Origin of the sequence: Streptomyces sp. NPDC002795, from assembly GCF_042888725.1 — a bacterium.
Classification (GTDB): Bacteria; Actinomycetota; Actinomycetes; order Streptomycetales; family Streptomycetaceae; genus Streptomyces.
In genome coordinates this window covers 274852-289295 of the sequence record NZ_JBIAQB010000011.1, presented here as the reverse complement: position 1 = coordinate 289295, position 14444 = coordinate 274852, and the positions used below count along the sequence as shown (strand labels likewise).

At 70.7% G+C, this 14444-nt stretch carries 10 protein-coding genes; 6 read left to right on the top strand and 4 right to left on the bottom strand.

Annotated features, from left to right (window positions below; translation table 11 throughout):
- Positions 1–59 precede the first annotated feature (59 nt).
- From ACFYWS_RS31195 to ACFYWS_RS31180, 4 genes are all read left to right on the top strand, one after another.
- Entirely contained in the window at positions 60–1799 is a 1740-nt protein-coding gene (locus ACFYWS_RS31195; protein ID WP_389281986.1) for an amidohydrolase family protein, read from the top strand.
- A complete protein-coding gene (locus ACFYWS_RS31190) occupies positions 1796–3256 on the top strand; it encodes an aldehyde dehydrogenase family protein (protein ID WP_389281984.1) in 1461 nt (486 codons plus the stop codon). Before ACFYWS_RS31195 ends, ACFYWS_RS31190 begins: the two co-directional genes overlap by 4 nt.
- 158 nt (positions 3257–3414) lie before the next feature.
- Complete coding sequence (locus ACFYWS_RS31185) at positions 3415–4989, top strand: serine/threonine-protein kinase (protein WP_389281982.1); 1575 nt, start codon at positions 3415–3417, stop codon at positions 4987–4989.
- 221 nt (positions 4990–5210) lie between these two features.
- On the top strand, positions 5211–6767 hold the full coding sequence (locus ACFYWS_RS31180) for an APC family permease (RefSeq protein ID WP_389281980.1): 1557 nt from the start codon (positions 5211–5213) through the stop codon (positions 6765–6767).
- Positions 6768–7030: 263 nt separating this feature from the next.
- Here the strand turns inward: ACFYWS_RS31180 and ACFYWS_RS31175 are convergent, their stop codons facing one another.
- Complete coding sequence (locus ACFYWS_RS31175; protein ID WP_389281978.1) at positions 7031–8569, bottom strand: CehA/McbA family metallohydrolase; 1539 nt, start codon at positions 8567–8569, stop codon at positions 7031–7033.
- Positions 8570–8696: 127 nt separating this feature from the next.
- Between ACFYWS_RS31175 and ACFYWS_RS31170 the strand changes: the two genes are divergently transcribed.
- The gene (locus ACFYWS_RS31170) at positions 8697–11297 is read left to right on the top strand and encodes a bifunctional FO biosynthesis protein CofGH (RefSeq protein ID WP_389281976.1); all 2601 of its coding nucleotides are present in this window, start codon (positions 8697–8699) and stop codon (positions 11295–11297) included.
- A gap of 231 nt (positions 11298–11528) precedes the next feature.
- On the opposite strand, the gene ACFYWS_RS31165 is transcribed toward ACFYWS_RS31170, so the two are convergent.
- The 3 genes from ACFYWS_RS31165 to ACFYWS_RS31155 form a co-directional block, all read right to left on the bottom strand.
- A complete protein-coding gene (locus ACFYWS_RS31165) occupies positions 11529–12539 on the bottom strand; it encodes an AraC family transcriptional regulator (protein ID WP_389281974.1) in 1011 nt (336 codons plus the stop codon).
- A 95-nt stretch (positions 12540–12634) separates the two neighbouring features.
- Positions 12635–12817 carry a DUF397 domain-containing protein gene (locus ACFYWS_RS31160; RefSeq protein WP_389281972.1) on the bottom strand — a complete coding sequence of 61 codons (183 nt, stop codon included), beginning with the start codon at positions 12815–12817 and terminating at the stop codon, positions 12635–12637.
- Positions 12818–12933: 116 nt separating this feature from the next.
- On the bottom strand, positions 12934–13623 hold the full coding sequence (locus tag ACFYWS_RS31155) for a helix-turn-helix domain-containing protein (protein WP_389281971.1): 690 nt from the start codon (positions 13621–13623) through the stop codon (positions 12934–12936).
- Positions 13624–13706: 83 nt separating this feature from the next.
- Between ACFYWS_RS31155 and ACFYWS_RS31150 the strand changes: the two genes are divergently transcribed.
- Positions 13707–14123, top strand: coding sequence for an ATP-binding protein (locus ACFYWS_RS31150; protein WP_389281969.1), 417 nt, complete (start codon positions 13707–13709; stop codon positions 14121–14123).
- Positions 14124–14444: the final 321 nt, after the last annotated feature.

Sequence of the window (14444 nt, the reverse complement as noted above, 5' to 3'; positions counted from 1 at the left end):
TTTGCCCATCCGTAGCAGGGGCTTGAAGTATCGCGATTTCCGAAGGGAGACGTCGTCGTATGCTCGACCACCTCATCAAGGGCGCCACCGTTGTCGACGGGACCGGTGCGCCCGCCTTTGTCGCTGATGTTGGGATTCGGGGCGGGCGGATCGCCGTCGTCGCCGAGTCAGGAAAGGTCGGCGAGGAGGCCCGGAGCACCGAGGACGCCTCGGGGCTCGTGCTCGTGCCCGGGTTCGTCGATCCGCACACGCACTACGACGCCCAGTTGTTCTGGGACCCGTATGCCACGCCCTCCCTCAATCACGGCGTGACCACCGTGGCCGGTGGCAACTGTGGGTTCACGCTCGCGCCGTTGAACCCCGCGCAGCCCGGTGACGCCGACTACACGCGGCGGATGATGTCCAGGGTGGAGGGGATGTCGCTGGTCGCCCTTGAGGAGGGCGCTCCGTGGACGTGGAACTCCTTCGGGGAGTACCTGGGGGCCCTCGACGGGCGGATCGCCGTCAACGCCGGGTTCATGGTGGGGCACTGTGCCCTGCGGCGGTATGTGATGGGGGCCGACGCCGTCGGTGGGCAGCCGAGTGCCGAGCAACTGGAGCAGATGGTCCAGCTGTTGAAGGGCGCCATGGACGCCGGGGCCTGGGGGCTCTCCACCACCCAGTCGTCCTCGCACTCCGACGGGGACGGCGAGCCCGTCGCCTCCCGGCACGCGAAGCCCGCCGAGCTGATCGCGCTCAGCAAGGCGGTCGGCGAGCACGAGGGGACGCAGATCGAGGCCATCGTCGCCGGGTGTCTCGATCAGTTCAGTGACGATGAGATCGAGCTGTTCGTCGACATGACCGCCGCCGCCGGGCGGCCGCTCAACTGGAACGTCCTCACCATCGACGCCGCCGTGCCCGAGCGGGTGCCGCGGCAGCTGGAGGCGAGCGAGCGGGCCCGCAAGTCGGGCGGGCGGATCGTCGCGCTGACGATGCCGATCCTGACCCCGATGAACATGAGCCTGGGGACGTTCTGCGCGCTCAATCTCATTCCCGGGTGGGGTGAGGTTCTCGCGTTGCCCGTTGAGGAGCGCATCGCCAAGTTGCGTGACCCTGATGTGCGCGGCGAGATGCTGCGCCGCGCCGACAGCAAGGAGGCCGGCGTCTTCCGGCGGCTCGCGAACTTCGGGCGCTACGTCATCGGGGACACGTACTCCGAGGCGAACGAGGGCCTGACCGGGCGGGTTGTGAACGACATCGCCGCCGAGCGGGGGCAGGAGCCCTTCGAGTGTCTCGTGGAGATCTGTGCCGCTGACGGGCTGCGCACCGTGCTGTGGCCGATGCCGAGCGACAACGACCCCGACTCGTGGGCGCTGCGGGCCGAGACCTGGGACCACGAGGACGTCATGCTCGGCGGGTCCGACGCGGGCGCGCACCTGGACCGGATGTGCGGGGCGCCGTACACGACCCGGTTCATCGGGGACTGCCTGCGGGGGCGGAAGCTGCTGGGCCTGGAGCAGGCCGTCAAGATGCTCACCGACGACCCCGCCCAGCTCTTCGGGCTGCGGGAGCGCGGGCGGATCCAGGAGGGCTGGCACGCGGACCTGGTGCTGTTCGACCCCGAGACCATCGATGCAGGGAAGGCCACCCTCGTACACGATCTGCCCGGCGACAGCCCGCGGCTCGACTCGAAGGCAGTCGGCATAACCGCCGTGTGGGTCAATGGAGTTGAGGCCATGCGTGGGGATGTCGTGAGTGGCGCGGTGCCCGGAAAGGTGCTGCGGTCGGGCGCCGACACCCGGACGGTGAGTACCAAGTGAGCGCATCCCAGCGGCTGTTCATCGGCGGCGAGTGGGTCGAGCCCGGCGCCGGGCACTACGACGTAGTCGACCCGGCGCGCGAGACCGTCGTCGGGCACGCCCCCGAGGCCTCGCGGCAGCAGGTGTACGACGCCGCGCGCGCGGCCCGCGACGCCTTCGGGCCCTGGTCGCGTACGAAGCCGGAGGAGCGGGCCGCGATCCTCGACCGGGCCGCCGACCTCATGCAGCGGGACTTCGCGGGCAACGCCGAGCTGGCGCAGGCGGAGAGCGGGGCGACGACAGGGACCGCGCGCGGCATGCAGGTCGCCGTGGGTGTCTCGCGATTCCGGCGGTACGCGAAGGGGGCCCTGGAACCGGTCGAGGAGGCGATGACGCCGCAGATCAACGAGGCCGGACCGATGGGCAAGGCGGGCGTCACGGGCGCGGTCGCCGTGCGGCAGCCGGTCGGCGTCGTCACCTGCATCACCTCCTACAACAACCCGTGGGCCAACCCGGCGGGCAAGGTCGCCCCCGCGCTCGCCATGGGCAACACCGTCGTCGTGAAGCCCGCGCCGCAGGATCCGCTGTCCGTGTTCCGGATGGCGGCGGCCCTTGAGGAGGCGGGTGTTCCGGGCGGTGTCGTGAACGTCGTGAGCGGGGCCGGGGCCGGCGTCGGTGAGGCCGCCGTCGATTCCCCGGATGTCGACATGGTGTCCTTCACCGGCTCCACCGCCGTCGGTCAGCGCATCGGCGAGGTCTGCGGCCGGTCCATGAAGCGGCAGCTGATGGAGCTGGGTGGCAAGGGCGCCGCGATCGTCCTCGACGACGCGGACCTGGACTCGGCGGTGGCCGGCATCGGCACCACGTATGCCTTCTACAGCGGGCAGATCTGCACCGCCCCGACGCGGGCGATCGTGCACCGGTCCGTCTACGACGAGTTCGTCGCCAAGCTCACCGCGTACATCGGCTACATGAAGGTCGGCGACCCGCGCGTGAAGGGGACGGTCGTCGGGCCCGTCATCTCGGCGGCGCACCGGGAACGGGTCGAGTCGTACGTCGAGTTGGGGCGGAAGGAGGGGGCGACGGTCGTCGCCGGTGGCGAGCGGCCCGCTCTTGAGGAGGGGTTCTACGTCGCGCCCACCCTGCTCGCCGACTGCACCAACGACATGCGGGTGGTGCGCGAGGAGATCTTCGGGCCGGTCGTCGCCGTGGTGCCCTTCGACGGCGACGAGGACGAGGCGATCGCCCTCGCGAACGACTCCGACTACGGCCTCATCGACTACGTGTGGTCGGGCGATGTCGCGCGGGGCTTCCGGGTCGCGCGGCGGCTGCGGGCCGGCGGGGTCGGCGTGAACACCATCGGCCGGAACATGGAGGCTCCGTTCGGCGGCTTCAAGAAGAGCGGGGTGGGCCGGGACGTCGGCTCGTACGCCCTGCACGCGTACAGCGAGTGGCAGTCGATCGTCTGGCCCGGGTAGCGCCACCGGCCGGCACCGCTGATGGGCACGGCACCACTGATGGGCACAGCACCCCCACCAGCCCCACGGAACCCACGGACCACTCTGCTGCGTGTTTACAACTGGGCATGTGAAAATGCGCAATTGTAGATGGTCACTACGGCGGAACCGGGGGTTCCATGGAGGCGCTGGAGGCGCAGGATCCGCGCACGGTCGGTGCATACCGGGTGCTCGGCCGGATCGGTGAGGGCGGCATGGGGCGGGTCTATCTGGCCCGCAACGCGGGAGGCCGCTCCGTCGCGCTGAAGTTCATCCACGCGGACATGGCGGCGCAGCAGGGCTTTCGTGAGCGCTTCCGGCGCGAGGCGGACGTCGTGCGGCGGGTCGGGGCGCCGGGGACGGTGCCGGTCGTGGACACCGGCCTGGAGGAGCGGCATCCCTGGTACGCGTCGGAGTACGTGTCGGGGCCTTCTCTCCAGGACTCGGTCGACCGGTTCGGGCCGCTGCCCGCCGAATCGCTGTGGCGGCTCGCGGCCGATCTCGCGCAGACCCTGGAGCACGTGCACCGCGACCGGCTCGTGCACCGCGACCTCAAGCCGTCCAACGTGCTGCTGTCCGCCGACGGGCCGCGCCTCATCGACTTCGGGATCGTGCACGCCGCGCTCGACGCGGGTCTCTCCTCAGGGGGGCTGACCTCGACCGGGGCGCGGATCGGCACCCCGGCCTATATGTCGCCGGAGCAGGCGTACGGCGAGAAGGTGACCGCCGCGACCGACGTCTACAGCTACGGGCTCACGCTCGCCTTCGCCGCCACCGGCGTCCAGCCGCACCGGGGCAGCCTCGACCCGCAGCTCCCGGGCGTGGCCGAGGAGCTGCGGAACCTGATCCGGCACTGCCTCGACCCGGAGCCGGAGCGGCGGCCGGACGCGGGGCAGCTCGTGGCCCGGGCGCGCACGCACGACGCGACGAGCGACACGTGGCTGCCCGCGCAGGTCGTCTCGCTGATCGCCCGCACGTCGGGGCAGCTCCTGAACCTGGAGGCGCGGGCCGACACGGTGATGCACGGGGCCGGGGCCGGTCCCGGGTCCACGCAGCCGGACGCGGGCGGCGTGTTCGGGCCGAGCGGCGGGGACTTCCACGACGCGGCCACTCGGGGGCAGGGAGCCGGCCCCCCGACCCCGCCGCCGCCTTCCACGCCGCCACCTGCACCGTTCCCGGCCCCGCACTCGACCCCACCGGGCGGTGCGCCCTACGCGGGATACCCCGGGCTCCACGGCGCCGCGGCCCAGCAGCCGACGGTCGACGCCTGGTCCTCCTCGTACGGGCAGCACGGGCAGCAGCCCGCGGCGTACGGGGCGCGGCCGGTGTCGGGGCCGCCCCCGCGCGGTACCGCCGCGCGGCACGACGGGGGTCCCGGGCTGCCGGGGCATCCGCTGCTCGGCCTCCTGTGGCTGGTGCCCGCGGGGTTCGCCGCGCTGTTGAAGTTCCCCAACGTGTCGGCGCTGATCGTCGGCGCCGCCGTCGTCGTGCTGATCGTCAGGGCGGCCCTTCTGCACCGGCGGGGCGGCAGCGATCGGGAGTACCTGCTGTTCTGGATCGGCCTGGGTGCCGCGGTCGTGCTCGCCCTCTGCATCTCGACCGGTTTCCCCGTGCTGATGGCGGTCCTCGCGCTCCTGACGCTTGCCCTGATCTATGCGGTGCCCACGGCCGTCGGCCGCTTTCGCGGCGGGGGCCGTCCGCGCGTGACGTACTAGGCACGGGAAAATTTTGAATCGGGTGAAATCGGACCCGGCTTCGATTACCGAATATCGAACACCGGGCGCTTTGCCTTGCGATCTGCCGGTAGGCTGAGTGAACTCCCTGCGATCGGTGGGGCGGGTGCCCGAAATGCCCGTGGATCAACAGCCTTCGCGGTCGTGACAATTCCCGCCAGATCCAACTAGATGTGGAAACCGCAGGACTTAACGTCCTGTTCATGACTCAGTTGGACGCAGGGCCCTCGACGGGGCGGGCCGCAGACACCTCCGCGGGCGGCGGCGGCAAGGGCCTCGGCGGGAACTCCGTCGGGCTGCTCGGCAGCGCCGTCATCGGTATCTCCACGGTCGCCCCGGTCTACTGCCTGACCTCCACGCTCGGCTCCACGGCCGGCGAGGTCGGTCTCCAGATGCCCGCGGTCTTCCTCGCGGGATTCCTGCCGATGCTGCTCGTGGCGTTCGCGTACCGGGAGCTCAACAAGGTCATGCCGGACTGCGGCACGTCCTTCACCTGGACCGTGAAGGCGTTCGGGCCGCGCGTCGGGTGGATGTGCGGCTGGGGCCTGGTGATCGCGACGATCATCGTCCTCTCGAACCTGGCCGGGGTCGCGACCTCGTACTTCTGGCTGCTCGCGGGCGAGATCACGGGTAGTGACTCGGTGGCGGCGCTCGACGACAACAAGGCCGTCCACATCGTCACGTGCCTCGCCCTCATCGCGGCCGCCACGGCGATCAGCTACCGGGGCATGACCGCGACGAAGGGCGTGCAGTACACGCTGGTCGGACTCCAGCTGGTGGTGCTCGCCGTCTTCGTCGTGATGGCGGTGACCAAGGCGGGCTCCGCGGACTTCGCCGGGACCTCGGTGGACTTCTCCTGGTCGTGGCTGAACCCGTTCTCGGTGCAGTCCTTCGGCGCGTTCACGGCGGGCCTGTCCCTGTCGATCTTCATGTACTGGGGCTGGGACGCCTGCCTGACGGCCAACGAGGAGACCGTCGGCAGCGAGAAGACGCCGGGGCGCGCCGCGCTCATCGCGATGGTCGTCCTGGTCGGCTCCTACCTGGCGACCGGTGTGGCCGCGCAGATGGTCGTCGGCTCCGGCGACAAGGGCCTCGGCCTCGCCAACCCGGAGACCTCCGACAACGTCTTCGCGGCGCTCGCCGGTCCCGTGATGGGCCCGACGCTCGGCATCTTCCTGTTCGTCGCCGTCCTCGCCTCGGCCGCGGCCAGCCTCCAGACGACGTTCATCCCGGTCGCCCGCACGGTCCTCGCCATGTCGACGTACGAGGCGCTGCCGGCGTCGTACGCGCGCGTGCACCCGAAGTTCCGCACGCCGGGCCGCGCGACGGTCACGGCGGGTGTCGCCACGGCCGTCTTCTACACGGTCATGACGCTGGTCTCCGAGCACGTCCTCGTCGACACGATCTACGCGCTCGGCCTCATGATCTGCTTCTACTACGCGCTGACGGCCTTCGCCTGCGCCTGGTACTTCAAGGCGGAACTGCGCCGCTCGGTCCGCGACTTCGCCTTCAAGGGCCTCTTCCCGCTCCTCGGCGGCGTCCTGCTGTCCGCCGTCTTCGTCAAGACGCTCGTCGACATGTGGAACCCGGCGTACGGCAGCGGCTCCTCGGTCCTCGGCGTCGGCTCGGTCTTCGTGATCGGCGTCGGCCTGCTGCTCGTCGGCGTGGTCATCATGCTGGCGATGAACCTCCGCAACCCGGCGTTCTTCCGCGGCGAGGTCCTCAACCGCGAGACGCCGGTGCTGGTCGTCGAGGAGTAGCGTTCTCCGCTCCGCGTATCGAGCGCCGCGCGGGCGCTTGCGGTCCGGCATTTCAAGCCCCGCCGGCGATTGAGGCGCGGGGTCTGGGGCGGAGCCCCAGGAGCGCAACGCCGGTGCCGTGGTTGACGCCTCGGGGCTCCGCCCCGGACCCCGCTGCTCAATCGCCGCAGGGGCTTGAATTGCCGGGACTCCGCTGGCGAACCGGCCGCATGGGCTTGATGTTGCCAACCCGGCGGGAGGCCTGAAGCGCGGGGCCAGGGATGTCAGGAGCCCAGGAAGATCGGGTTCGTGAACGCCGCGAGGGGGCCGGGGAGGCCCTGCGTCGTCGGGGTGTGGCGGATCTCCGCGCGGGCGTACGCCGCGTAGGACGCGGTCGTCGTCCAGGTCGCCGAGGTCGCGCCCGCCGCCGACGTGAACAGGGTGCCCTGGTCCGTGACGAGGTGGAGGGTGCAGTCGGATGAGGCCTTGGCCTTCAGGGTGATCGTGACCGGGGCGTCGGGGGACACCGTGAGGCGCTCGCCGATGCCCGCCGCCGCGCCCTTGCCGCCGGTCGCCGTGAAGGTGAGCTCGACCGACGAGGACTCCGCCACGTACGAGTGGCCCGCCTTGATGCCCGCCTGGATGGCCTCGCGGCTCAGGTCGTCCGCCAGGACCACGGTCTGCGGGCCGCCGACGCGGTCCGGGTCGCGGTGCGCGTCGCTGTTGCCCATCGCCGGGATCCAGCCCGTGCGGCCCTTGGAACGGGCTGAACGGGCGTACGCGACCAGGGTGTTGTCCCAGTCCGCCAGGGACACCTCGTCGTCCGGCGTGTACGGGCCGTTCCACACCTCGACCGCGTCCGCCTCGCCGAAGCCGAACTTCCAGCCGCAGCCGATGCACGTCGCGTGCGGGTGCGCGGGGACGACCAGGCCGCCCGCGCGGCGGATCTGCTGCGCGTACTTCGCCCAGCGGTTGTCGCGCGCCCGGTAGCGCCAGTCGACGAACGTGCCGGGATCGGTGCCGAGCGCGACGACGTGGCCGTTACGGGTGGTGATCTCCTCGCCGATCATCACGAGGAGGTCGTCGCCCGCCACGTCCGACCAATGGGCGTGCGCCGAGTGCGTGTTGTGGTCGGACGTGTTGATGAAGTCCAGGCCGGCGGCGCGGGCCAGCTCGCCGATCTCCCGCGGCGTGCGGCGGCCGTCCGAGTACCAGGAGTGCAGATGGCAGTCCCCGCGGTACCAGGCGCGGCCCCGGCCGCGGGCCCGCTGCGGCGGGTACGTCGGGCGTGGCGTCTCGCCCGGCTTCCCGTGCGTGAGCGTCACTGTGACCTCGTACGGCAGTCCCTCCGGCGCCACCGTGTAAGGGCCCAGCGCGATGTTCCACCGTCCGGGGCGGACCGGGCCCGGGATGTAGCCGGGCGTCGCGTCGTCGGCGCGGACGAAGAACTCCGTGCGGGCGCCGCCCGACCAGCCGCGGAAGCCCTCGCCGCCGAGCGCCGTTCCGCGCTCGTCGAAGAGGCCGATGTCCAGGGCGTTGTTCTGGGTACCGGCCGGAAGCCCGGTCGCCTTCTCGTACGTGTAGGAGACCTTGATCTCGCGTACCCCCGAGGGGACATCGACCGGGAGGTACACGTAGTCCGGCGCGCCCGGCGGCAGCGTGCCCTTCAGCGTCTTGGTGGAACGCGAGCCGTCGGCGGCGCTGGCGAAGCTCATGGTCGCGAGCGTAAGCGCGCTCGCGGCGCCGGTCACGAACAACGCGCGTCTGCCGATGCCGTGTTCGCCGTCCCGCGGCGCGTCCTCGTGTATGTCGTCCGTGCACATTTCGCGGCTCCCCAGGGTGTCCGGTGTGACGTGCGCAACCCTTGTATCCACCCGTGAACTCCGCCGCAAGGGAAGGGCACCGACGGGCGCCCTCGAAGTGTCCGGATGGCGCTCGTATGCTCGGTTCATGAGTGATCAGGACGCCGTACCGCAGCCCCCCGAGGCCGACCGTCCCACCGCCAACGCCATGCGCCGCGCACTGAAACGGGCCAGAGACGGCGTCGCGCTCGATGTCACGGAGGCCGCCGTGCTGTTGCAGGCGCGCGGCGACGACCTGGCCGACCTCACCACGTCCGCCGCCCGCGTGCGCGACGCGGGCCTGGAGGCGGCGGGCCGGCCGGGAGTCATCACGTACAGCAAGAGCGTGTTCATCCCGCTCACCCGGCTGTGCCGCGACAAGTGCCACTACTGCACGTTCGTGACCGTCCCCGGCAAGCTGCGCCGCGAGGGCCACGGGATGTTCATGTCGCCCGACGAGGTCCTCGACATCGCGCGCAAGGGTGCCGAACTGGGCTGCAAGGAAGCCCTGATCACCCTCGGCGACAAGCCGGAGGAGCGGTGGCCCGAGGCCCGCGAATGGCTCGACGCCCACGGGTACGACGACACCATCGCGTACGTCCGCGCCATATCCATCCGGATCCTGGAGGAGACGGGACTGCTGCCGCACCTCAACCCGGGTGTCCTGTCCTGGACCGACTTCCAGCGGCTCAAGCCCGTCGCGCCCTCCATGGGCATGATGCTGGAGACGACCGCCGAGCGGCTGTGGTCCGAGCCGGGGATGCCGCACTACGGCTCGCCCGACAAGGAACCGGCCGTCCGGCTGCGGGTGTTGGAGGACGCGGGCCGCTCGTCCGTCCCCTTCACCTCCGGTCTCCTCATCGGGATCGGTGAGACGTACGAGGAGCGCGCCGAGTCGCTGTTCGCGCTGCGCCGCACCGCCCGCTCGTACCACGCCATCCAGGAACTCATCATCCAGAACTTCCGCGCCAAGCCGGACACGGCGATGCGCGGCATGCCGGACGCCGAGCTCGACGACCTCGTCGCGACGGTCGCGGTCGCCCGCCACATCATGGGCCCCGCGGGCAACATCCAGGCCCCGCCGAACCTCGTCGACGGCGAGTACGCGCGCCTCATCGGCGCCGGGATCGACGACTGGGGCGGTGTCTCCCCGGTGACCATCGACCATGTGAACCCCGAGAAGCCGTGGCCGAAGCTGGAGGAGCTGGCGCGGCAGTCCGGGGAGATCGGCTTCGAGCTGCGTGAACGGCTGTGCGTCTACCCGGAGTTCGTGATGCGCGGCGAACCGTGGCTCGACCCGCGGCTGCTCCCGCACGTCAACGCCCTGGCCGACGCCGACGGTCTCGCCGTGGCCGACGCGCCCGTCGTGGGCCGCCCCTGGCAGGAGCCGGACGAGGAGTTCACCGCGTCCGGCCGTACCGACCTGCACCGCACCATCGACACCGAGGGCCGCACGAAGGACCGCCGCGACGACTTCGACGTCGTGTACGGCGACTGGGAGGCGCTGCGCGAGCAGGCGGTCCCCGGCATGGAGCCGTCACGCATCGACGGCGACGTACGCGCGGCCCTGAAGCAGGCCGCCGACGACCCGACGAAGCTCACCGACGACGAGGCCCTCGCCCTGCTGCACGCGGAAGGACCCGCCCTCGACGCGCTCTGCGGCATCGCCGACGACATCCGCAAGTCGGTGGTCGGCGACGACGTCACGTACATCGTCACGCGGAACATCAACTTCACGAACGTCTGCTACACCGGCTGCCGCTTCTGCGCCTTCGCCCAGCGCCGCACGGACGCCGACGCGTACACGCTCTCGCTCGACCAGGTCGCCGACCGGGCCCAGCAGGCCTGGGACGTCGGCGCGGTCGAGGTCTGCATGCAGGGCGGCATCCACCCGGACCTGCCCGGCACGGCGTACTTCGACATCGCGAAGGCGGTCAAGGAACGCGTGCCCGGCATGCACGTCCATGCCTTCTCCCCGATGGAGGTCGTCAACGGCGCCTCGCGGACCGGCATGTCCATCCGCGAGTGGCTCACGGCGGCGAAGGAGGCGGGTCTCGACTCGATCCCCGGCACGGCGGCCGAGATCCTCGACGACGAGGTCCGCTGGATCCTCACCAAGGGCAAGCTGCCGGCGGCGACCTGGATCGAGGTCGTCAAGACCGCCCACGAGCTGGGCCTCCGCTCGTCCTCGACGATGATGTACGGGCATGTGGACCAGCCCCGCCACTGGCTCGGCCACCTCAGGACCCTGGCCTCCATCCAGCAGGAGACCGGCGGCTTCACGGAGTTCGTGACGCTCCCCTTCATCCACACCAACGCGCCGGTCTATCTGGCCGGCATCGCACGCCCGGGCCCGACGACCCGCGACAACCGCGCGGTGACGGCCATGGCGCGCGTCCTGCTGCACCCGCACATCCCCAACATCCAGACGAGCTGGGTGAAGCTCGGCACGGAGGGCGCGGCCGAGATGCTGCGCTCGGGCGCCAACGACCTGGGCGGCACGCTCATGGAGGAGACCATCTCCCGGATGGCCGGCTCCTCCTACGGCTCGTACAAGTCGGTCAAGGACCTGATCGCCGTCGCGGACGCGGCGGGCCGCCCGTCGAAGCCGCGCACCACGCTGTACGGAGAGGTGTCCGAGGAGCGGGTGGGCGCCGCCCGGGCGTCGGACGGTCATCTGCCGGAGCTGCTGCCGGTGCTGGAGCCGTAGGGTCGGCAGGCCCCGGGCCCGGCGCCGCTGACAGGGTGGGCGGCCGGGCCCGAGGGCGTGCAGGCGCTCCCGCATTGCCTGCGCCAAGTCCGCCACCGGACAAGGGATGGAGGGGAGCGGCGGGTGGGCGACGCCGACGCCGTCCATCGTCCGCGACATCCCGTGAACGAGGCGGTACAAGGAACGTACGGCCCGCGCGGGATGCCGGTCTCGCCGGTTCGCGCGCCGCCGCTATCCGGTTCGCGCGGAGCGTCGCGCGGCGGCGAGCGTACGGGAGGGGGGTTCGCCGAACCGGGCCCGATAGCGCTGGGCGAACCGGCCCAGGTGGACGAAGCCCCAGCGGTGGGCGACCTCGGTGACGGTGGTCTCGCCGGGGTCGGCGGTGCGCAGCAGCATCCGTACGCGCTGCAACCGCACCTCGTGCACGTACCTCATGGGCGTCATGCGCACCTGCGAGCGAAAGGCCTCTTGCAGCGTGCGCAGGCTGACGTGGGCGACGGCGGCGAGCCGGTTCGCGTCCCACGGCTCGGCCGGGTTGTCGCGCACCGCGTCCATGACGCGTTTGACGGCGACGGCGGGCATGCCGGGCGGTGGCGCGTCCAGCGCCTCGCGGTAGCGGTGGTCGGTCGCCAGCAACAGGCCTTCCAGCAGCGTCTGTTCGAGCCGCCCGCGGATCATGGGGCTCTGCAACAGCCCGTCGGGGCAGTTCGCGTCGAGCGCGGTCCAGCGGGCCAGGCTCGCCCAACTGAGGCCCGCTCCCCGGGAGATGTCGAACGCGGGCTGGAAGTCGGCGAGGCGGTGCACGGGCCTGCCCAGCATGATCTCCAGCTGCCGGTGCACCGCAGCTTTGTCGATCTTGATGGTGAGGGTGTCGCAGTCGGGCGAGAAGTCGCCCACCCGGAATCCGGCCGTGGGATTCAGCACGCCTCCGGTTCGGGCCGTCACCTGGGTGTCGGCCGTGCGGCCCTGGCCGATGTCGAAGGAGCCCGTCGCCGGCGCCACGACGTGGTAGCCCTCCAGCTCGGGGATGAAGGCCCGGATGGAGGCGCCGAACGACATGCGTCCGAGCGTCACGCCACCCAGTAGCACGACATCGGCGTCGAGCTCGAAGTCCTCCGCTGTGGGGGTGTCCAGCTTCATGTCGTAGAACTGCTGCGACAGCACGGCGCGCGCCTCGTCCACCGAACGCGTGGAGAAGCGGTTGGCCGCGCCCGCAAGGCCCTGTCCCTTGCCCGCGTCCATGGTGTCCCGCCCTTTCAGGCGCCCCTCAGCGCCGGAAGACGTGTGCCTCCAGGATCCTCCTCCAGGTGGGGCGACGGGCGGGTTTCGGGCAACGCTTACTGGATCCTGAGGAAGGCGGTCCAGGCGTGGGTGGTGACCGTGAGGGTGGGGGTGGCTTCGGGAGTGTGTGCTTGCTTGGAGTCGCGGATGTGGACGACTCCGGGGCGGGCGGCCACTTCCAGGCACTCGCCGTCGCCACTGCTGTAGCTGGACTTGAACCAGTCGAGGTCTGTGCTCATAGCTCCCGCACCACCCTTTCGATGAGTTTCGCGGACTCCTCGGAGTTGAGGGCCTGCGTTCGCAGAATGCCATAACGCCCGAACAGGTCGCCGAGGTCCGGTTGTTCGGAGATGAATTAGCCGCCCCACTGGCCTTCCACGTACGCGAGGTGGGTGCGGGAGGGCGTCTCCAGAAGGATCATGGAGCCCGCAAGGCCGGCGTGGGTCTCGCGGTTGTGCGGCATGACCTGGACGTCGACATTGCGCAGTCGGCCGATGTCCAGGATGTGGTGCAGTTGCTCCCGGAGGGCGTCCCGGCCTCCGAGCGGCTTGGTCAGCGCCGACTCTTCGAGCACATAACTGATGGCGGGCGGCGGCTTGCGCATGAAGATCTCCTTCCGCGCCAGCCGGTCGGCCACCCGCTTGTCGACCTCGTCGTCGTCCAGCGTCGGGCAGCAGTTGCTGTTGTAGACGGCGCGCGCGTACGCCTCCGTCTGGAGTGAGCCGGGCACAAGGGTGTTCTGGAACACATGCAGGGCGTGCGCTTTCCGCTCCTCCGTCAGGTAGTCCTCTGTCCAGGGGCGCAACCCGCCCCGCTTGAACTCCTCTGCGGCAACCACCTGGAGTGCACCTTGTGCATCCAGCGATTCCTCGGCCAGGTCGACGAACCGGCCCTTGGGGTGTCGCTCACCCCTCTCCACCATCGCCACTTGCGACTTGGAGTAGCCGACGCGTTGGCCCAGCCCCTCCTGTGTCATCCCGGCGCGCTCGCGGTAGAAGCGCAACAGCGCGCCGAACGATTCCGACCCACGTTCCCCGAAGTGCACAACGGCCTCCCCTGGTGCACAGCCGCGCACGAACGCGGCGTAACCCTGGTCACAGTATGTGACCGCCGGGAACGCTGTGCAGCATGAACGGCTCAACGGAACCGAAGCGCTTCACGCTCCTTCTCTCGTCGACCAGTCGTGGCGCCCGCCTCGCCAGGCTGCTCACTGAGCGCCAACTCGCCGAGTGGAAAACGGAATCCACCGAAGCGGAGCACATCGTCGCGGAGCTGGCCGCCAACGCGGTCACCCACGGACGCGTGCCCGGCCGCGACTTCCGGCTCACGCTCACGCTCGACCCCGCGCGCACGCTCCGTATCGAGGTGGCCGACGCGCGGCCGGACCGGATCCCGCGGATTCGCGTCGCGGACGACGAGGGTGGGCGCGGGCTGCTGATCGTCGCCTCGTACGCCGACCGGTGGGGCGTGACCAGCGGCGACGCGGGCGTGCCGCACAAGGTCGTGTGGGCCGAACTCGACGCGCCGGGACCCGAGTTGGCGTGATCCGGTGATCCGGGAAGCTAACCCCCAAAGAAAGGGTTGGTAAAAACCAAACCCACCCACCTCGCCTCCGGACGTAAGCCACCGGAGGGTCGTCACCCGCGAGAGTGACGATCGCCAACTCGACTGGCGAACACGCGAGTTCGTGGTGCACTCTCTGCCGCATATGCAAAGCGGCCCCCGCCGGGACTGGCATCCCGGGCGAGGGCCTGACCACCAAGGAAGAAAAGAGCTTCCCGATGTCTGGGCAACAGATTAGCGCGCCTTCGCGCGCCCATTCCGGCCGTTCGGCCACTCCATCACGCGGTCTTCACCGCTCCCGGG

What these genes read in the sequence shown, in the direction of transcription:
- ACFYWS_RS31195 (WP_389281986.1), top strand. Translation starts at nt 60, where the DNA reads ATGCTCGACCACCTCATCAAGGGCGCCACCGTTGTCGACGGGACCGGT.
- ACFYWS_RS31185 (WP_389281982.1), top strand. Translation starts at nt 3,415, where the DNA reads ATGGAGGCGCTGGAGGCGCAGGATCCGCGCACGGTCGGTGCATACCGG.
- ACFYWS_RS31180 (WP_389281980.1), top strand. Translation starts at nt 5,211, where the DNA reads ATGACTCAGTTGGACGCAGGGCCCTCGACGGGGCGGGCCGCAGACACC.
- ACFYWS_RS31175 (WP_389281978.1), bottom strand. Translation starts at nt 8,569, where the DNA reads ATGTGCACGGACGACATACACGAGGACGCGCCGCGGGACGGCGAACAC.
- ACFYWS_RS31170 (WP_389281976.1), top strand. Translation starts at nt 8,697, where the DNA reads ATGAGTGATCAGGACGCCGTACCGCAGCCCCCCGAGGCCGACCGTCCC.
- ACFYWS_RS31165 (WP_389281974.1), bottom strand. Translation starts at nt 12,539, where the DNA reads ATGGACGCGGGCAAGGGACAGGGCCTTGCGGGCGCGGCCAACCGCTTC.
- ACFYWS_RS31160 (WP_389281972.1), bottom strand. Translation starts at nt 12,817, where the DNA reads ATGAGCACAGACCTCGACTGGTTCAAGTCCAGCTACAGCAGTGGCGAC.
- ACFYWS_RS31150 (WP_389281969.1), top strand. Translation starts at nt 13,707, where the DNA reads ATGAACGGCTCAACGGAACCGAAGCGCTTCACGCTCCTTCTCTCGTCG.